This is a genomic window from Kribbella sp. NPDC048837, assembly GCF_055586945.1.
This window is the reverse complement of record NZ_JBVJHF010000002.1, coordinates 1,552,046-1,570,291: the sequence shown is the minus strand read 5'-3', so window position 1 is coordinate 1,570,291 and position 18,246 is coordinate 1,552,046. Positions and strand designations below refer to the sequence as shown.

Annotated in this window: 21 protein-coding genes; 6 read left to right on the top strand and 15 right to left on the bottom strand. The window is 70.0% G+C overall.

Going from position 1 to position 18,246, the window contains the following annotated elements; translation table 11 throughout:
- Positions 1–61 precede the first annotated feature (61 nt).
- Positions 62–877, top strand: a complete 816-nt coding sequence (locus ACZ6O0_RS15510; protein WP_465765536.1) for an NAD(P)H-binding protein — start codon at positions 62–64, stop codon at positions 875–877.
- 2 nt (positions 878–879) lie between these two features.
- On the opposite strand, the gene ACZ6O0_RS15505 is transcribed toward ACZ6O0_RS15510, so the two are convergent.
- The 10 genes from ACZ6O0_RS15505 to ACZ6O0_RS15460 form a co-directional block, all read right to left on the bottom strand.
- The gene (locus ACZ6O0_RS15505; RefSeq protein WP_465765535.1) at positions 880–1,278 is read right to left on the bottom strand and encodes a pilus assembly protein TadG-related protein; all 399 of its coding nucleotides are present in this window, start codon (positions 1,276–1,278) and stop codon (positions 880–882) included.
- Between the two features lie 23 nt (positions 1,279–1,301).
- A complete protein-coding gene (locus tag ACZ6O0_RS15500; RefSeq protein ID WP_465765534.1) occupies positions 1,302–1,751 on the bottom strand; it encodes a hypothetical protein in 450 nt (149 codons plus the stop codon).
- Entirely contained in the window at positions 1,748–2,146 is a 399-nt protein-coding gene (locus tag ACZ6O0_RS15495; protein WP_465765533.1) for a TadE/TadG family type IV pilus assembly protein, read from the bottom strand. Before ACZ6O0_RS15495 ends, ACZ6O0_RS15500 begins: the two co-directional genes overlap by 4 nt.
- Complete coding sequence (locus tag ACZ6O0_RS15490; protein ID WP_465765532.1) at positions 2,143–2,340, bottom strand: hypothetical protein; 198 nt, start codon at positions 2,338–2,340, stop codon at positions 2,143–2,145. Before ACZ6O0_RS15490 ends, ACZ6O0_RS15495 begins: the two co-directional genes overlap by 4 nt.
- A gap of 14 nt (positions 2,341–2,354) precedes the next feature.
- The gene (locus ACZ6O0_RS15485) at positions 2,355–3,293 is read right to left on the bottom strand and encodes a type II secretion system F family protein (RefSeq protein ID WP_465765531.1); all 939 of its coding nucleotides are present in this window, start codon (positions 3,291–3,293) and stop codon (positions 2,355–2,357) included.
- Positions 3,294–3,351: 58 nt separating this feature from the next.
- A complete protein-coding gene (locus tag ACZ6O0_RS15480) occupies positions 3,352–4,134 on the bottom strand; it encodes a type II secretion system F family protein (protein ID WP_465765530.1) in 783 nt (260 codons plus the stop codon).
- The gene (locus tag ACZ6O0_RS15475) at positions 4,134–5,411 is read right to left on the bottom strand and encodes a CpaF family protein (RefSeq protein WP_465765529.1); all 1,278 of its coding nucleotides are present in this window, start codon (positions 5,409–5,411) and stop codon (positions 4,134–4,136) included. The genes ACZ6O0_RS15480 and ACZ6O0_RS15475 overlap by 1 nt, the downstream gene beginning before the upstream one ends.
- Positions 5,412–5,596: 185 nt before the next feature.
- The gene (locus ACZ6O0_RS15470) at positions 5,597–6,340 is read right to left on the bottom strand and encodes a GntR family transcriptional regulator (protein WP_465765528.1); all 744 of its coding nucleotides are present in this window, start codon (positions 6,338–6,340) and stop codon (positions 5,597–5,599) included.
- 53 nt (positions 6,341–6,393) lie between these two features.
- On the bottom strand, positions 6,394–7,167 hold the full coding sequence (locus ACZ6O0_RS15465) for a TIM barrel protein (protein ID WP_465765527.1): 774 nt from the start codon (positions 7,165–7,167) through the stop codon (positions 6,394–6,396).
- Positions 7,164–8,183 carry a Gfo/Idh/MocA family oxidoreductase gene (locus tag ACZ6O0_RS15460; RefSeq protein WP_465765526.1) on the bottom strand — a complete coding sequence of 340 codons (1,020 nt, stop codon included), beginning with the start codon at positions 8,181–8,183 and terminating at the stop codon, positions 7,164–7,166. The genes ACZ6O0_RS15465 and ACZ6O0_RS15460 overlap by 4 nt, the downstream gene beginning before the upstream one ends.
- Positions 8,184–8,280: 97 nt before the next feature.
- Here ACZ6O0_RS15460 and ACZ6O0_RS15455 point away from each other — a divergent pair, with 97 nt between their 5' ends.
- A complete protein-coding gene (locus tag ACZ6O0_RS15455) occupies positions 8,281–9,231 on the top strand; it encodes a LacI family DNA-binding transcriptional regulator (protein WP_465765525.1) in 951 nt (316 codons plus the stop codon).
- Here ACZ6O0_RS15455 and ACZ6O0_RS15450 read toward each other — a convergent pair.
- Positions 9,228–9,935, bottom strand: coding sequence for a helix-turn-helix domain-containing protein (locus ACZ6O0_RS15450; protein ID WP_465765524.1), 708 nt, complete (start codon positions 9,933–9,935; stop codon positions 9,228–9,230). The genes ACZ6O0_RS15455 and ACZ6O0_RS15450 overlap by 4 nt on opposite strands.
- A 71-nt stretch (positions 9,936–10,006) precedes the next feature.
- Between ACZ6O0_RS15450 and ACZ6O0_RS15445 the strand changes: the two genes are divergently transcribed.
- Positions 10,007–11,536 (top strand): FAD-dependent oxidoreductase, encoded by a 1,530-nt coding sequence (locus ACZ6O0_RS15445; protein ID WP_465765523.1) that lies wholly within the window; start codon positions 10,007–10,009, stop codon positions 11,534–11,536.
- Here the strand turns inward: ACZ6O0_RS15445 and ACZ6O0_RS15440 are convergent.
- Positions 11,511–12,527, bottom strand: a complete 1,017-nt coding sequence (locus tag ACZ6O0_RS15440) for a LacI family DNA-binding transcriptional regulator (RefSeq protein ID WP_465765522.1) — start codon at positions 12,525–12,527, stop codon at positions 11,511–11,513. The two genes, ACZ6O0_RS15445 and ACZ6O0_RS15440, sit on opposite strands and share 26 nt — an antisense overlap.
- 103 nt (positions 12,528–12,630) lie before the next feature.
- Here ACZ6O0_RS15440 and ACZ6O0_RS15435 point away from each other — a divergent pair, with 103 nt between their 5' ends.
- A complete protein-coding gene (locus tag ACZ6O0_RS15435) occupies positions 12,631–13,755 on the top strand; it encodes a phytanoyl-CoA dioxygenase family protein (protein ID WP_465765521.1) in 1,125 nt (374 codons plus the stop codon).
- A 187-nt stretch (positions 13,756–13,942) separates the two neighbouring features.
- Positions 13,943–14,944 carry a Gfo/Idh/MocA family protein gene (locus ACZ6O0_RS15430; protein WP_465765520.1) on the top strand — a complete coding sequence of 334 codons (1,002 nt, stop codon included), beginning with the start codon at positions 13,943–13,945 and terminating at the stop codon, positions 14,942–14,944.
- Here ACZ6O0_RS15430 and ACZ6O0_RS15425 read toward each other — a convergent pair.
- Both ACZ6O0_RS15425 and ACZ6O0_RS15420 read right to left on the bottom strand, forming a co-directional pair.
- The gene (locus tag ACZ6O0_RS15425) at positions 14,941–15,534 is read right to left on the bottom strand and encodes a histidine phosphatase family protein (protein WP_465765519.1); all 594 of its coding nucleotides are present in this window, start codon (positions 15,532–15,534) and stop codon (positions 14,941–14,943) included. The genes ACZ6O0_RS15430 and ACZ6O0_RS15425 overlap by 4 nt on opposite strands.
- The gene (locus ACZ6O0_RS15420) at positions 15,531–16,271 is read right to left on the bottom strand and encodes a CTP synthase C-terminal region-related (seleno)protein (RefSeq protein WP_465765518.1); all 741 of its coding nucleotides are present in this window, start codon (positions 16,269–16,271) and stop codon (positions 15,531–15,533) included. The genes ACZ6O0_RS15425 and ACZ6O0_RS15420 overlap by 4 nt, the downstream gene beginning before the upstream one ends.
- 77 nt (positions 16,272–16,348) lie before the next feature.
- Here ACZ6O0_RS15420 and ACZ6O0_RS15415 point away from each other — a divergent pair, with 77 nt between their 5' ends.
- Positions 16,349–17,263, top strand: coding sequence for a LysR family transcriptional regulator (locus ACZ6O0_RS15415; RefSeq protein WP_465765517.1), 915 nt, complete (start codon positions 16,349–16,351; stop codon positions 17,261–17,263).
- On the opposite strand, the gene ACZ6O0_RS15410 is transcribed toward ACZ6O0_RS15415, so the two are convergent.
- Positions 17,249–18,223 carry an aminoglycoside phosphotransferase/kinase family protein gene (locus ACZ6O0_RS15410; RefSeq protein ID WP_465765516.1) on the bottom strand — a complete coding sequence of 325 codons (975 nt, stop codon included), beginning with the start codon at positions 18,221–18,223 and terminating at the stop codon, positions 17,249–17,251. The genes ACZ6O0_RS15415 and ACZ6O0_RS15410 overlap by 15 nt on opposite strands.
- Between the last annotated feature and the right edge of the window lie 23 nt (positions 18,224–18,246).

Sequence of the window (18,246 nt, the reverse complement as noted above, 5' to 3'; positions counted from 1 at the left end):
CGTAGGGCATCTGCTGTACTTCATCCAATCTTGTAGTCACTACATCTTTGGAGTCTATCCAATGACGATCCTCGTCACCGGCGGCCGCGGCACGATCGCCCGCGCCGTCACCACCGGCCTGACCGTCGCCGGCCACGACGTCCGCGTCGCCTCCCGCGAACCCTCCGCCGTCCCCGCCGCCCCCGGCATCACCGTCGTCGGGTACGACGCAGCCGACCCGGCACCCGCCCTGGACGGCGTCAGCCAGGTCTTCCTCTACTCCGACCCGGCGTCGGCACCCGTGTTCGTCGCGGCCGCCGAAGCCGCCGGGGTGAAGCAGGTCGTGCTGCTCTCCTCGCTGTCCTCGCTCGGCGGTCTCGACGACCCGCACGCGAAGACCGAGCACGTCATCGCCAGCGGCTCCTATGCGACCACCCGGCTGCAGCCCGGCGCCTTCATGAGTAACGCGACGTTCTGGGCCTACCAGGTCCGCGCGACCGGCCAGATCCGGCTGCCGTACCTCGACGCCGAAGAAGCTCCCATCCACGAGCAGGACATCGCCGACGCCGCGCTCCGGGTGCTCCTCGACGGTCCGGGCAACGGCCACGACGGTCGCGGCTATCCACTGACCGGCCCGGAGTCCATGACCCGGCGCCACCAGATCGAGCTCGTCACCCGGGTGACCGGCGTACCGATCGAGGCCGTCGATCTCACCGCCGACCAGGCCCGGGCCGAGCTACAGATGCGCGACGCCGGCCAGCGCGAGACGCTGCTCGCCTACTGGGCCTCTCGCGTCGGCCTCCCGCAGCCCGTCGAGCCCGGTGTCGAGCTCCTCACCGGCCACTCGGCCCGCACCTTCACCACCTGGCTGACCGACAACCCGGGCCTCTTCAGCTGATCTCACCGGATCGGCACGACGGCCGCGGCCTCCGAGGCGATGTCCGCCGAGCCCTGCCAACCGGGCGGCTCGAACGGAAGGTCGACGGTCGACGTGAGGCGCACGGTCACCGTCGTACCGGCGACGTCCGCGGACCAGTCCAGCCCGTCGAATCTGTTGCTCGCGGCAACTTGGTCCAGGTACTCCGCGGTCAGCCGGCGCGCCTCGTCCGGGTCGAGCGCCGCGTTCCCGTCCGCGGCCGGTTGCGCGTAGATCGCCGCCAGCCCGTTCGCCGCGGCCAGGACGGCGCCATCCGCGGTCGCATCCAGATCCCGGCGGACCAGGAACACCTTCGAGATATCGGTGACCACCACGATCATCAGCAGGATGATCGCGGTGAACCCGATGATCAGGACGGTCATCTGACCCTGCTCGTCCCGGCGCCTCATCCGTTGCCCTTGGCTTCGCGATAGTCGCCGTACGGCTCGGTGTGGGAGGCGCTGACGTGGATCGCGGGCGGCTCGCCACCGAGGGCGTCCGGGATCAACGGCAGGCGTACTTCGGTGTCGAGGGTGACCGTCACGGTCGAGCCGGGCTCGAGGCACGCGGGGCTGCAGGTGATCGTGAGCTGGTCAGGGCTCAGCTCCAATCCCTGGTCCTTCATCGCCAGCCGCGCGGCTTCGAACGCCCGCGCCCGCGCCTCGTCCTCCGACAACCCGGCCGGCACGATCACGAACGCGCGTCCCGCCGCCCGGGTCGCCGCGGTCGCGCCGTACGAGGCCGCCTGGACGTCGAACACCGCGAGCATCACGTACACCAGCGGGACCATCAGCAGGATCGCCAGCCAGGAGAACTCCACCACCGCACTCCCGCGCTCATCACGCCGGCGGCTCATTCCCCCGTCTCCTTCACCGCGTGGCCTTCGACGCTGAAGGAGATTCCAGGACCCCACAAGCCGAGTGGCGGCATGTGGGCCTTGACGACGACCTCCACCCCCGGCTGCCCGTCGACGTCGGTCTCCGCGGCCGACACCGAGTCGATCAACCGGTCCTTCACCACGCCGTCCACCAGTTCCCGCGTGCGCGCTTCCCCGTCGGCCGGCTCCCGGTTCAGCACGGCCGCGTAGTGCGCGCCCTCCGATGCCGCGGCCGTCACCGTGTTGCGCACGTACAGATACAGGCCCACCTGCAGGATCCCCAGAAACAACGGCACGACGAGCGTCGACACCAGGACGAAGTCGACGACCGCCGAACCACGCTCCCCCCGCAGCCGGGGTGCCAGGAGCTTCACTTGTTGCCGACGGAGTCCAGGGCGTCTTGGAGCATCTGCTTGAGCTGGGTGCCGGCCAGTTGCCAGATCGCGACGACCAAGCCGGCGGTCATCACGGTGATCAGCACCCAGCCGGGCACGTCGCCGCGTTCCCGCCGCGCCGGGCGCGGCTTCAGCAGCACCGCCAGGAACACTCTCGTCAGTAGCAGGGACATGACCTCTCCTAGGTTCATCCGGCGATCAGCCGGATTCCAACAGCGCCCGGATAGAAGGCGAAGGCGATGGTCACCGGCAACACCAGAAAGATCACCGGGATCATCATGGCGACCTCGCGGCGCGCGCCGGACTCGATCAGCTCGCGCCGCCCCGCCTCACGGATGTCACCGGCCTGCGCCCGCAGCACGTCGGCCAGCGGGGTGCCGCGTTCCAGCGCCACCGCTAGCCCGTCCGCGAACCGCGACAGCGCCAGCAACCCCGTGCGGTCCGCGAGCGCGTCCAGCGCGCGGACCAGTGTCTCCCCCGCCCTGGTCTCACCCAGGACACGTTTCAGCTCCTCGGCCAGCTCACCCCGGCACGACCGCGCCACCCGGTCGAGGGCCGCGGCCGGGCCCTCACCGGCCGCCACCGACAACGCCAGCAACTCGGCCACGGTCGGCAGCTCGATCAGCAGCCGGCGCTCGCGACTGCGCACCTGCGAGCTCAGATAGGTGTCCCGGGCAAGCACTCCGAGGACCCCGAGCAGACTGCAGAACACCAGCATCCCGAACGGGTTGCCCTTGCCGAGCGAGAGCGCCACCGCCGAGGCGAACAGACCGGCGCCGAAGGCAACGGTCCCCCACAGCAACTGCTCGATCCGGAACTCCTCCATCGTCCGCTCCAGCCCCGCCCGCGCCAGCCGCCGCCGGATCGAGGCCGACCCGCCGAGCAGCCGCTCCAACCGTCGGGCCCCCGCCCGCAGCGACGGCCCGAACATCCGCAGGATCGCGTAGAACGGCGAACTCGAGTCCACCACGCCGACGAACACCTCGGGCCCACCGAGATCGCGCAGGTACGGCGAGATCCGCTCGTCGGCCGTCGGCTTCCGCAGGAACGGCAAGCGCCGTACGACGATCAGCAGGCCGGCGCCGAACACCGCGCCGACCAGACCGCCCATCAGCAGCGGGCTCATCGCAACACCCGCTCGGGCTCGGGCAACCGTCCGATCCGCAGCATCAACCGGTACGCGATCACGCAGACGACCGCACCCGCACCGATGATGAGCGCGCCCAGCGCTGGATCACATCGCCCTGGAAGGACAGCAACGCCAGCACCAGCCAGGGCGCGGCCACGGCGACGCGGGCACCGTTGACCGACCACGACTGCCGCGACTCGAGCTCGGACCTGGTCCGGGCGTCGTCGCGCAGGAACGTCGACAACGAGCGCAGCAGCCGGCCGAGGTCGCCACCACCGACCTCGCGGGCGATCCGCAACGCCTCGACCACCCGATCGCCGACCGGATCCGCGAGCCGCGCCTTCAACCGGTCCAGCGACTCCGCGAACCGTCCCGTCGACGCGTAGTCCGAGCCGAACCGGCGGAACGGCTCCCGCAACGGCAGCGGTCCGCGCTCACCCACCTGCGCCAGCGCCTCGGACAGCGACAGCCCGGCCCGGACCGCCGACGCGATGTTGTCGACCACGTCCGGCCACAACTCCCGGAACTCCGCCAGCCGCTTCCGCGCCCGGCTGCGCAGCACCGCGATCGGCAACCCACCGGCCATCAGGCCGAACACCACACCCACCGGCCACGCCCCGGACACCAGAAACATCGCCACGAACCCGACGAGACCGGTCAGCACGCAGGCCCCGATGAACCCGCCCGGTGTCACACCTTCGATCCCCGCGCTCGCGAGCAGCTCGCGGCTTCGGGTGATCAGCCGGCCCTCCGTGACCGCCTCGTCGTCGGGCGCCACGAACGTCGCAATGATCAGCAGCAACCCGATCCCGAAGAACAGCCCGAGCAGGAGTCCCATCAGCCCACCCCGCGCGGCAGCTCGGTGAGCAGCCCGGCCACGTTGTACCCGGCCTGGAGGAACCGCTCGGGATGTGGCAGGTGGCCCTCGGCCCGGCGCAGCGTCCCGTCGATCGTGGTGAACAGCGTCTCGGTCTCGATCGTCTGCTCCTCGATCCGCCCGCTGACCCCGACGATCTCGCGCACCCGCCGCTGCCCGTCCGGCCCGATCCCGAGGTGGACGACGACGTCCACGCAACCGGCCACCGTCGGCAGCACGAACCGGGAGCCGATGTTCTCCCCGGCGAGCAGTGGCAGGGTGCACATCTTCGTCAGCGCCTCACGCGCCGAGTTCGCATGGATGGTGCACATGCCCGGGAGTCCACTGTTCAGCGCCAGCAGGAGATCCAGGCACTCCTCACCACGCACCTCGCCGACGATCAGCCGTGACGGACGCATCCGCAGCGACTCCTTGACCAGGTCGCGCAGCCGCACCTCGCCGGTGCCCTCGAGACCCGCCTGCCGCGTCTGCATCGACACCCAGTCGGGGATCGGCAGCTTGATCTCGAAGACCTCCTCGCAGCTGATCACCCGCTCGCTGCCCGGGATCGAGCCGGCCAGCGCGTTCAGCATCGTGGTCTTGCCCGCCTGGGTGCCGCCGGAGACCAGGATGTTCAGCCCGACCGCGACCGCTGCCTCCAGCACCGCGCCCGCGTGCGGCGTCAGCGAGCCGAGCGCGACCAGGTCGGTCAGCCGGGTCGCGCGCACGGTGAACTTGCGGATGTTGATCGCCGCGTACCGCTGGGTGATGCCGCCGAGCACGATGTGCACCCGGCTCCCGTCCGGCAGCCGCGCGTCGGTGAAGGGCTGGGACACGTCGATCCGCCGGCCGGTCGTCTTCAGCATCCGCTCGACCAGGTCGCTGACCTCTTCCTCGGTCAGCACCGTCGTGGTCAGCTCGTGCCGGCCCTCGCGGGCGATGAACACCCGGCTCGGCTCGTTGATCCAGATCTCCTCGACCGCCGGGTCGTCCAGATACCGCTGGAGGGGGCCGAAGCCGGCGACCCGGTCGTGGACCTCCCGGCTGACCGCCTCCAGGTCACCGATCGGCGGGACGACGCCCGTCAGGCTGCGCTCGTCGTACTCCCGGACCACGGTGGCGACGATCGCGTTCACCGCGCCCGGGTCACGGAGCGGATCGATGCCCTCCCGGCGGACCACATCGCGCACCTGCGCGTCGATCAGCTCGACCGCGCCGTCCCAGCCCGACCGGCGCGCGGCAAGTCTGTCGGCTGTCATCGGTCTCCCCGTGTGTGTCCCGTCTGGCGACCACGCGGTCACCATGCGCGACCATCCTTTCAACCGTGGGGCACCCGGCGCCACTCGCATCCGGCGCCCTGTGGACAACGGTGGCATGCGAAAGGCTCACCGAGCGTATCCGCCGGCTCACGGCGAGGTCCACGAAATTGCAGCTTGTTGCAAGATCAGCGATGGACGAGTGTGTGCTCGAACGAGTAGCGGCTCGCGCGGTAGAGGTGGGAGCCGTACTCGACCGGCTGGCCGTGGTCGTCGTACGTGATCCGGGTGGTCGCCAGGAGAGGTGAGCCCGGCTCCTCCGACAGCAGGCGAGCCTGCTCGAGTGAGGCGGGGATGGCGGAGATCGTCTGGTGCGCCACCTTCAGCCGCACGCCCTCGGCCCGCAGCAGCTGGTAGAGCCCGCGCTCGGCCAGCGTGGCCGGGTCGGTCTCCAGAAGGTCCGGCGGGAGCCAGTTCCGCATCAGGGCCAGCGGCTCGCCGTCCGCCCGGCGCAGGCGCTCCAGCCGGAGCACTCGGTCGCCCAGCTCACACTGCAACGCGGTCGCGACCTCCGCGGTCGCCGGAGCGATGCCGAAGCGCAGTACTTCGGTCTCCGGCTTGCGATGCGCCGCGGCCAGGTCGTCGTACAGGCTGGTGAGCTCGAGAGAGCGCCGCACCTGTCCGGAGTTCCCGACGACCTGGGTGCCGACGCCGCGCTTGCGCACCAGCAGGCCCTGGTCGACCAGGCGTGCGATCGCCTGCCGCACCGTCGGCCGGCTCAGCCCGTACGCCTCGGCGAGGTCGACCTCGTTGCTGAGCCGGGACCCGACCGGCAGCTCACCGCCCTGGATCGCCGCTTCGAGCTGCTGCGCCAACTGCACGTGCAACGGCGTACGGCTGTTCCGGTCGACCCGGACCTGGACGGTGCTCATGCGCACATCCTGCGGCCTCGGCCCGATTCCGTCGAGCCACCACCCGGATTTGATCAGATCCCTCCGTTTGTGAACGCCTCGCGGAAACGGCGCAGCGCGAGCTCACTGTCGGTGGCGGCGAACGCTTCCAGCCCAACCGTGCCGTCATACCCCAACTCACGCAGGGCCGCCGCGATCGCGGGGTAGTTGATCTCGCCGGTCCCCGGCTCACACCGGCCCGGTACGTCGGCCACCTGGATCTCACCGAGCTGCGGGAACGCCTTGCGGAGCAGCTCGATCAGATTCCCTTCGCCGATCTGCGCGTGGTACAGGTCCAGCATCAACTTCAGGTTCGGGTGATCGACGGCCTCGACCAGCGCGAGCGTGTCGGCGGCCTTCCCGAACGGCACACCGGGATGGTCGACCTCGGCGTTGAGGTTCTCCAGCACGAACATCACGCCGTACCGCTCGCCGAGCTTCGCCAACCGCTCCAGCGTCCGCGCTGCCGTCAGCCACATCTCGCCGGTCACCTGGTACGCCGGTACGACGGGCAGCCCTCGATCGTTGAGCTCCGTCCCGTGCAGGTTGAGCCGTGGACACCCGAGCTCCAGGGCGACGTGGACGGACTGCTCCGCGGTCTCCAGCAGCCGGTCCTGCTCGTGGGTCAGCGAGCCACCGACGTACCCGGTCATCGACGAGAAGACCGCACCGGTCTTCTTCAGCTCGGCCAGGTCCTTGGTGGTCCAGTTCCACAGCTCGACGTCGAAGCCGGCCGCGTGGATCCGCTCCACACGCTCGGCGAAGGGCAGCTCGGTGAACACCATCTCGGCACAGACGGCCAGCCTCATCCGAGCTCCTCGATCCGCACCGGACGGTTCTCCTCGTACGACCGCATCGCCGCCAGCGCGACCTGCAACGCGTTCCGCGCATCGTGTCCGGTGACCGGAGGTACGCCGTTCCCGCGCACGACGTCGGCGAAGTCGGAGAGCTCCTGCACGTACGCGTCGTGGAACATCTCCTCGTCACTGCGCAACGTCTGCTGATGCAAGCCAGTCGCGTCGTAATGCACCATCGGGCTGCTCGGCAGCCCGCCGGCGACGACCATGCCCTTGCTGCCGAACACCTCGCCCCGGACGTCGTAGCCGTAGAGCGCGGAGAAGTTCGCCTCCGCGGTCGCGATCGCGCCGTTGTCGAACGTGATCAGCACGACCGCGGTGTCGAGCAGCCCGTCGGCCTTGTACTGCGGGGCCACCAGCGCATCCGCCTTCGTGAACACCTCGACCGGCCGGGCGCCGGGATTGAGCCAGAGCAGGGTGTCGAAGTCGTGGATGAGCGTCTCGCGGAAGATCGTCCACAACGGGACGCCGGCCCGCAGAGCAGCCGGCCCGGGGTCGCGGGTGATCGACCGCATCAGCTGCGGCGTACCGATCCCGCCACCTTCGATGGTCCGGCGCGCCGCGGCGAAGTCCTTGGCGAACCGCCGGTTGAAGCCGACCTGGAAGGCGACGCCGGCGGCCTCGGTCGCGCCGATCGCCTGGTCGATCTCCTCGAGCGTCAACGAGGCGGGCTTCTCGCACCAGACCGGCTTGCCGGCAGCGGCAGCACGCTGGATGAGGTCCACGTGGGCGGCGGCGATCGAGGTGATCACCACGCCGTCGACGTCCTTCAGCAGGCTCTCCACGTCCTGGACCGCGGTGCCGTACCGCGCCGCGAGCTTCTCCGCCGCCTCGGGCCGGGCGTCGGCGATCGCGGCCAACTCGGCACCGGGCACGTGCCGGGCGATGTTGCCCGCATGCATGGTGCCGATCCGCCCGGCCCCGATCAGCCCGAGCCGCACCAGCGGCAGTCCGTGGTCAGTGCGCATCCTCAACCCCTTCGCCGGCAAGGACTAGAGCGCTCTAGTCATCGCTAGCGAACACTGCTTTGATGGTCCTGGTCAAGACCCTGGGAGAATCGCCGAGATGAACCACCGACCGACGATGGAGGACGTGGCCGCGCGTGCCGGTGTGTCCCGGGCGCTCGTCTCGATCGTCTATCGCGACGTGCCGGGGGCGAGCGACGAGACGCGGGCCCGCGTGTTCGCGGCCGGCGACGAGCTCGGGTACCGCCCGGACCACCGGGCCCGGCTGCTCGGGCGTCAGCACACGCGGCTGATCGGCGTGGCGTTCGACGTTCGTCATCCCTTCCACGGCGACCTGGTCGAGGCGCTCTACCCGGCGGCCGAGACGCTCGGCTACGACCTGACGTTGAGCGCGGTCACCGGTTCTCGGGGTGAGGCGGTCGCGGTCCAGTCCCTGCTGGATTACCGCTGCGAGTCGCTCGTACTTCTCGGTCCGACCTCATCGCCGTCCGCGTTGGCCGCTCTCGCCGAGGCGCAGCCGACGGTCGTCGTCGCTCGCAAAGTCCGGTCCGCCGGCGTTCACGTCGTACGCACGGACGACGCGGCCGGCTCGCGTCTGGCCGTGGAGCATTTGTTGTCGCTGGGCCACACCCGGATCGCTCATGTCGACGGAGCCCGGGCGCCCGGCGCGGCCGAACGTCGTACCTCCTACGTCCGGACGATGCGCCGCGCCGGCCTCGAGCCACTCGTCGTCCCCGGCGGCCTGACCGAGTCGGCCGGGGCAACAGCCGCTCGCGAGCTACCACTCGACGTCACGGCCGTTGCCGCCTTCAACGATGCGTGTGGAATCGGCCTCCTGCATGCGCGCCGCTCTCCGGAGCTCTCGATCATCGGGTACGACGACTCCACGCCGTCGCGCCTGGATCACATCCGGCTGACGACCATCGCCCAGAACGCCGACCGGCTCGCGTCGGCCGCACTCGGCCTCGCGATCTGCGAGGACCGCGATCCGCCGCAGGAGATCATCACCGACCCGGACCTGGTGGTGCGCGCAACCACCAGGCCCGTCTAGACGCGGCTGGACCGGCGGTACGCCGAGGGCGATTGGCCGGTGTGGTTGGTGAAGACGCGGCTGAGGTAGAAGGCGCTCCGGTATCCGCTGCGTTCGGCGATGGCCTGCAACGTCTCGTCGGTCGCGGTCAGTAGCTCGCGGGCCTTCTGCAGCCGGACGCCTCTGAGGTAGGCGATCGGTGTGACGCCGTGGACGGCCTGGAAGCGGCGGGTGAGCTGTGACGGGCTGATGCCGAGGGCCGCCGCCAGTTCGCCGAGCGAGAAGTCCGGCGAGATGAAGTGGTCGAGGATGAACGTCGTCGCACTCCGCACCACCTTGTCCCCGGGGACAGTCTGGCGCTGCATCATCAGGATGAGGTCCGTGACGACGTGCGCGACCACCAGGTCGCTATGACTGTCGAGCATCGAGAGATTGGTGCGGAGGCGCGCGAGATCCTGCACCCGGCTGCATCCGGCCGGCGGTTCGAGGTCGGTGCTGAAGCGCGCATGGAAGAACGAGGTCGGGGACTTCATCCGGCGGTGCAGCGTTCCGCCCGGCGGGCAGACGACGATGTCGCCGAACCTCGCGACTCCGCGCTCGCCGCGGATCTCGAAGCTGAAGGAGCCGCTCCGCGGCAGCAACAGGCACCAGGTGTCGTAGGTGTCGAAGCTCAGACTGAACCGCGGCCGGCGCGAGGCGAGCAGATAGCCGTCCAGCGTGAGCATGGCAAGAAAGTATATGCCCATGCTGGGAATCTCCATGTCTACAGAGCTATGTCTCGGGATTAAGTACATGAGTGATCGACATCTGTGTCTACGGAGGAACGCCCGCGGGCTGCGTCGCCGCCCTGACCGCGCATCAGGAAGGCGCGTCGGTGGTTCTGATCGAGCCCAGCCGGTGGCTCGGTGGGATGCTCGGCGCGGGGATCAAACCGGCGCAGGACTGCCCTGACCCCACGGCCGTCGGCGGTCTGACCCGCGACGTCGTCTTCGGCTTCGGCGACCACCCGCACGGAGTTATGCGCGCCTTTCACGAGTGGATCGCCAGTGCCGGTATCGAGGTGATCTTCGAGCGCCGCGTGCGTACGGTGACGCGAGAGGGCAACCGCATCACCGCGATCCATCTCGAGACCTCTCCGCCGGACCGGTGGGGCGTCCCACTGCCGGCCGCGGAGTCGGTGGCCGACGGTGAGGTACGGGCGAAGGTCTTCATCGACGCGTCCTACGAGGGCGACCTGATGGAGCGTGCCGCTGTCCCCTACCGCACCGGACGCGAGTCACGCGACGCCTTCGGCGAGGAGGTCGCCGGGGTCTGCCCGGTGACCAACTGGACGCCGATCGACCCGTACGTCGTCCCCGGTGACAGCACCAGCGGACTGCTTCCACTGGTCGAGCGAGACCACGGTCTGCCCGTCGGTGCGGCCGACGACTACACGCAGGCCTACAACTACCGCTTCTACGTGACCACCGACCCGGAGCGCCGCGCTGAGCTGACGCCTCCCGACCGCTACTCACCGGCCGACTACGAACTGGTCCGGCGGTACGTCGAGCATCTGGACCTCGACGGTCTCCGAGGGATCTTCCCCGGCTGGCTCAACTCCGGTGAGTACAACTACCAGCGCGCGTCCCTGGTCACCAACGCTCCGCTCGGTGTGAGCCGTGAGTACCAGGACGGCGATTGGGACGATCGCTCGCGGATCTGGCGGCACCACCTCGACTACCTCCGCGGTCTCCACCACTTCCTCTCGACGGATCCCGCCGTACCGGCGGAGTTCCGGGCCGAGACGGCGGCGTACGGACTGGACGCGAGTGTCTTCCCGGAGACCGATGGCTGGCCGCCGCAGTTGTACGTGCGGGTGGCGCGACGGCTCGACGGGCGCTACACCGTCACGCACGCGGACGTGATCAACCAGACCGACCCCGCCGACAGCATCGGCCTCGCACTCTTCGGTGTGGACATCTATCCGGTACGCCGGATCACGCATCGCAACGCGGATACGGGTCAGCTGGGCGTGGCGACCGAAGGCGACATGTTCATCGGCGGGCACCTGGGCACCGGCGAGCCGTATCCCGTTCCCTACCGGGCGATCACTCCGCACCAGGCCGACTGCGGCAACCTTCTCGTGCCTGTGTGTCTGTCCGCGACGCACGTCGGCTACGCGGCCACCCGGATGGAGCCCGTGTTCTGCGTGCTCGCCGAATCGGCCACTGTCGCCGCAGTGCAGTCGCTGCGCTCGCAGACCGACGTACAAGACGTGGATGTGGATGAGCTGCAGCGTCGCATCGTGGAGCGCGGTCAGATCATCCGGGCAGGTTGTACGGCGTGATCGGGTGCAGGTTGCTGGGCGTGGTCCGGACTGTCGGGAGCAACCGGTGAGCGTGCAGGAGGTGCTGGCAGGCGTGGTGCACGTCGGTCGGAAGGTCGTGGTGCAGGACCACGGACAGGGCGCCGGACCGCAGTAGCGCGAGGTTGTCGGCGTCGAGGTCGTGGGCGACGAAGCAGCGGTGCGGGCGATGCAAATCGGCGAACGCTTGGACGATGGCGCTGTTGCCGCCGCCGATGGAGTAGACCGCATTGATGGCTGGGTCCGTGGTCAGTGCGGCCAGGGCTTGCCCGTGCATGGTGGTGTCGAGGCCGTCCGTCTCGGCCAGTTCGACGACCGACCGGTCCGGTGCCAGTCGGCGCAGGGTGGAGCGGAAGCCCATCTCGCGTTCCTCCTCACCACGGAACGAACCACGGCTCAACGTGACGAGCACGTTGCCGGGCTCGGTACCCAGCCACTGCGTGAGGAAGTACGCCGCGGTCGCGCCGGCGGACCGGTTGTCGATGCCGACGTACGCGAGCCGCCGGCTGGTCGGGAGATCGGTGACCAGAGTGACGACGGGGATGCCGGCGGCGACGAGCCAGTCGACGGCCTCGACCACTTCGGGTTCGTCCGGCGCTTTCAGGATGACGCCCTGCGACCCGCGCTTGCGCAGCTTCTCCAGGGTCGCGGTGACGTCGGCGGCCGAGGCGGTCTCGCTCAGGTCGAAGCGAGCTCGGATCACTGCCGGACGCAGACCGGGCAGGGCCGCCTCAAGGGCACTGCGGACCGCCTGGGAGAAGCGGCTGGGGGCCTGCATGACCAGGTCGATCACCAGCGTGCGCCCTCCGAGGCGGATCTGGGTGGTCTGCCGGTCGAGGTCCTGCATCGCCTGCTCGACCTGACGGCGGGCGCGGGCGCTCACCCCGGCCCGGGCGTTCAGCACCCGGTCCACGGTCGTCTCGCTCAGCCCGGCCTGGACCGCGATGTCGCGGACCCGATGCTCGCGTGCCATCGCTCTCCCTCCCCGAAATGACGGGTTTTTGGTGGATTCAGGGGATTCCGAACCCATCAGGAAACCACCACGCTAGAACAACCAGGCAGAGAGGAGCCACCCCATGTGGTTGACACCGTCCGACGCTCGGCTCGAGGACCTGCTGACCGTGCTGAAGCAGCAGACCGACCCCGCGGACTATCCCCACGCCGAGCGGATCGAGCAACAGGTCCCCGTGTACGACGCTGTCCGCCTCCGGAGCGCGGATCCCCGGACCGTGCAGGTCGAGTTCGTCACCGCGTTCACCGACGGACCCGGGATCGTCGTCCTGAAAGGGGCCTTCGGCAACGACGTGGTCGATGCGACGACGACCGAGTTCAACCGGCTGATCGACGAGCAGCACCGGTCCGGGACCGCGGCCGGTGACCACTTCGCCAAGCCGGGGGCCAACGACCGGGTCTGGAACGCGCTCGAGAAGCTGGCGGTCGGTGCGCCCGAGGTGTTCGCGGCGTACTACGGCAACGACCTGCTCGCTCTGGTCGCGTCCGCTTGGCTGGGTCCGGCGTACCAGGTGACGTCGCAGGTGAACGTGGTGAACCCGGGCGGCGAGGGCCAGACGGTGCACCGTGACTATCACCTCGGATTCCAGTCCGACGAGGTGGCGGCGCAGTACCCGGCGCACGTGCACCGACTGTCGTCCGTACTGACGTTGCAGGGGGCGGTCGCGCACTGTGACATGCCGGTCGCGTCGGGGCCGACGCTGTACCTGCCGCACTCGCAGAAGTACGAGCTCGGGTACCTGGCGTACCGGCGGCCCGAGTTCGCGACGTACTTCGTGGAGAACCACGTGCAACTGCCGTTGGAGAAGGGCGATGCGGTGTTCTTCAACCCGGCCCTGTTCCATGCGGCCGGGAGCAACCACTCGGCCGGGATCAAGCGGATGGCCAACCTGCTGCAGATCTCGTCGGCCTTCGGGCGTGCGATGGAGAGTGTCGACCGGGCCCGGATGATCGACGCCGTCTATCCCGTTCTGCTCCGGCTGCCGGATCCCGCGGCCGTGGAGAACGTCATCGCCGCGACGGCGGAGGGCTACGCCTTCCCGACCAACCTCGACCGCGACCAGCCGATCGGCGGTCTCGCACCCCGGTCCCAGGCCGACCTCCTGCGTACGGCGGTCGCCGAAACCTGGCCCGCCGACCGGTTGCGGGAGGCACTCACCGCGCACACCGTCCGTCGCGAGACCCACTGAAGGCCGACGGCAAGAACGTGAACGCCGGGTGAACCCGGTCCGGATCCCGGGCAGGTGCTGTCGGGCCGGGGTGCTCGTCAGGCAGGATGGCGCGTTCGTCGTCCGTCCCTAGGGCTACCCTTACCTGCGCGCCACCCGGACGACCCGCTGTACGCGACCCGTGCGGCCGATCATCGAAGGAGAAGGCATGGAACCGCTGCGTATCGGGATTCTCGGGGCTGCCCGGATCGCCGACCGGGCGATCGTCGCGCCGGCCCGGTCGACCGGCGCCCGGCTGGTCGCGGTGGCGGCCCGGGACTCCGGCCGGGCCGAGGCCTTCGCGGCGGAACACCAGGTCGACCGCGTGCACGCGTCGTACCAGGACGTGCTGGACGATCCCGAGGTCGAGGCGGTCTACAACCCGCTGGCCAACGGCCTGCACGGGCCGTGGAACCTGCGGGCGATTGCCGCGGGCAAGCATGTGCTGACCGAGAAGCCGTCGGCCAGCAACTCCGCCGAGGCACTGCAGGTCCGCGACGCCGCCCGCGAGCGCGGCGTGGTGTTCATGGAGGCCTTCCACTACGCGTACCACCCGGTGATGCGCCGCCTGCAGGAGCTGCTCGCCAAGGGCGAGCTCGGCGACCTGCAGCACGTCGAGGCCACCATGGTGATGCCGCCGCCCCCGGACCAGGACCCGCGCTGGTCGCTGCCGCTGGCCGGCGGAGCCGTCATGGACGTCGGCTGTTACGCCATCCACGCCCAGCGGATGCTCGCGCCGTACGCCGGTGGCGCACCGAAGCTCACCAGCGCCCGCGCCGGCGAACGCAAGCGGCTGCCCGGCGTCGACGAGTGGCTCAACGCCGACTTCGAGTTCCCGTCCGGCGCGACCGGCGCCGTCCGCACCAGCATGGCCGCGGAGAGCGTCGAGTTCAGCCTCAAGGTGGTCGGCACCCGCGGCGAGGCCTTCGCCCCCTTCTACGTCCTCCCGCACAACGACGACCGCGTCATCGTCACCACCAAGGAGGACACCTGGGTCGAGCACCTGGGCACCCGGACCTCCTACACCTACCAACTGGAAGCGTTCACGGCCGCGGTCCGCAACGGTGCGCCCGTACTCACCGACGCCGACGACGCGCTCGCGACCATGGAGCTCATCGACGCCTGCTACCAGGCCGCCGGGCTCCAGCCCCGACCAGTCTCCGAGATCTAGGCGGGCCACGCCGGGCAGCGCCAGGTGTGGCCGTCCCACTCGACCAGGAAGGGCTCGGCGTGCGGCAGCGGTGATCCCCAGACGGCCGCACCGAGATCGCAGAGCTGGTCGAGCGCGAGGGTGAGGCTGGCGACATGGCCGACGACCACCACCGTCTCGTCCGGGTGCCGCTCGGTGAGCTGCTGAAAGGCGGCCGCCATGCGCTTCAGGACCTCGTGCCCGCTTTCGCCGTCCGCGACCCGCTGATCGAGGTCGCGGTCGACGATCCAGGCGCGGAGCACCTCGGCGGCGCGCTGCCGGACAGCGGGATCGCTGCTTCCTTCATGCCTGCCGACGCCGCCCTCGACCAATTCGGGCACGGCCTGGACCTCGACCCCGCGCGCGGCGGCGAACGGCTGCGCGGTCTGTCGCGCGCGGACGGCGGTGCTCGCGTAGACCCGGCTGATCGGCTCGCCGGCCAGGCTCCGGGCTGCCGCCAGGGCTTGCTGGTGGCCGCGTTCGGTCAAGGGCTCGCTCGGCACTGCCCCGGCCATGGCTTTGATGACGTTCTCCGACTCGCCGTGCCGCAGGCACCACACTCGAACACTCACGCGCCCAAGCATCGCTTAGGAAGCATTGCCCGCGGCCAACGCCCCTGCCGACCGGCTGCGCGGGCGAAGGCTTGGATCAAGGGGTGAGGGCGGGTGCCGTCGCCGGCGAGTTCCGGCTGGAAGAGAGTGGCCAGGTAGAACGGGTGGTCGGGGAGTTCGGCGATGCGGGGGTCGCCGGCGTCGTCGTACCCGCTGAAGACCATGCCGTGGTCGCGCAGCAGGTCCATCCGGTTGCTGTCCAGCCCGTAGGAGCAGTGGTACCGCTCCAGTGACCGCTCGACGCCCAGCAACTCGGCGGCGCGGGTCCCGGGGGCCACCTGGATCGCGGCCTCGTGATCGACCAGCGAGCACGCCAGCGGGACGATCAGCAGGTCGTCCGCGTCCGGATGTCTCTCGCCGTGCTGCACGTCGGCCGCGCCACACACCGTGCGGGCGAACTCGAGCATCGCGTGCTGGAAGCCGGCGCAGGTGCCGAGGAACGGGATCCCGTTCTCCCGCGCGATCCGGACCGCGGTGAGCGCGCCGTCCTCGTCCTGGTACGGGCTGCCCGGCAGCAGCCAGATCCCGTCGAACTCCTTGAGCGCCTGGTCCACCTCACTGGTCGGCACCCAGTACACGTCGAGGTCGAGGTGGTCGCGCTCCCGTAGCCGGTCGAGCAGACCGGGCACCCGGGTGTGCGAGCGAACGTGCGGCGAGCGGTCACCGACCAGGGCGATGCGTCCGGAGTATGCGTTCATGGCACTCATCCTGGGTGCCGGACCGGCATCAGCGCCAACGATGATCTCTGCACAGTCGATAAGCGATACTGATCGGCGTGGATCCTCACCTGCTGCGGACCTTCGTCGCGGTCGCCGAGTGCGGCTCGTTCTCGGCCGCCGCGGCCCGCCTCGGCTACACCCAGTCCGCCGTCTCCCAGCACATCGCCGCACTCGAGCACGACCTGGGTACGCCGCTCCTCCACCGTCGTCCGGTCGCCCCGACCCCGTCCGGCGAGCGCCTCCTCGAACACGCCGGCCCGATCCTCCTCCGGCTGGACGCCGCCCGGGCCGACGTCCGCCGTACCGTCGCCGACCCGCCCGGCGCCCTCACCATCGCCGCCTCTCCCCTGGCTGCCGGGCACCTCGCCATCGCCTTGCGCGAGGTACGCCGATCCCGTCCGGGCACCGAGGTCGCGCTGACTGTCTGCGGCCGTGGGGCGGTCACCGAAGGCGTGGCGGCCGGCGAGTTCGACCTCGGCCTGATCGACGGCATCGCGGCCCCGAGCGATCCGCTCCGGTTGGCCGACGCCGGATCGCTCCGCACCACCGCGGTGGCCCACGAGCAACTCGTACTGGCGCTGCCCGCAGACCACCCGCTGGCCGGCCGACGCGGCCTCGCCCTCCACGACCTGGCCGACGCCCGCTGGATCGACGCCCCCGACCTCGCCGCGCCGCTGTCCACCCTGCGCGCCGCCACCGGGTCCGACGCCTTCCGGCCGGCCCTCACCTACAAAGGCACCGACCTCCACAGCCTCCTCACCTTGGTTGCCGCCGGCCACGGCCTGGCCGTGCTCCCCCAGTCAGCCGACGCGTGCCGGTCGGCACGCCCGAGCCGCGCCGCGGAGCTCTCCGCCGTACCGGTGACCACGCCGCGGCTCGTCCATCGGATCGAGCTTCTGCACGGCCACCTCACCGAACCGGCCGCCGCCGCGCTGGCCGCCGTACTCTCGAGCGACTCAGGCCCCGAGTAGTTGCTCGAGGCCACCACGGGTCAACGGGCGATCAAGAAGTCCGACCGCCTCGCGCTCGGCGAACTCGGCACGCTCCGGACTCTCCGGATCGATCGCCTCGCAGATCGCGTTGTGGGTCCAGTTGAGCCAAGCGGTCACGGCCACGCCGAACGAGCTCAGATCGAGCTTCGGCCACTCCGCGACGTCGAGATAGCCCTCGCGGAACGCCGCAACCACCTTCGGGTTGATCGACGGGCGCAGAGTCCAATGCGTCAGCGCGATCCCGACTTCCAGCTCGGCGGTCAGCGACCCGGCGAAATCCCACTCCATCACGACGAGCTCGCCGTTCCGGCCCAGCCGGACGTGCGACGGGATGCAGTTCTGGTTGCAGAGGATGAGCTTGGCACTGGCGACGTCCGCCTCGATCCCATACAGATCGAGCAGAACCGGAAGCAAGGCATCGAACTGCTCGGCCCACGGTTTGCCGGCCGCGCGAGCTCTGTCGCGCAGCTGGTACCAATCGGCTTCGGGACGGCGCCAGATCACGTACGGACTGATCGGCGTCTCGCTCGGGATGGCCAACGCGTGCAGAGTCCCGTACGTCGCACCGATCCGTCGCGCCAACGCGGTCGAGACCGGCAACGTCGGCGACGGTCCCACCTCGATCCACTCGTGCACGCGCCAGCTCTCGTCACGCACCCGCTCGATCAGCCGCCCTTGCGGACTCCGGACCGCGACCGGCGCCGTCACGCCGGCCGCCACCGCGGCCTCCCGGAGCCGCGCACCGATGGCGGCCTGCTCCTCGGTGATCCAGTCGTAGACCGTGACCGCGAGCCAGTCACGCTCCCCGTACTCGGCCGCCAGCGCCCGCTGCGCATCGGCCAGTGACGCTCCGGGCTCGGATTCGCGCAGTACGCCCAACAGATCCTTGGCCTCTTTGCGCAGGTACTCGATACTCGGTCGATCCGGCAGCAGTCTCACAACGCGTCCTCTCGCACCCGGAC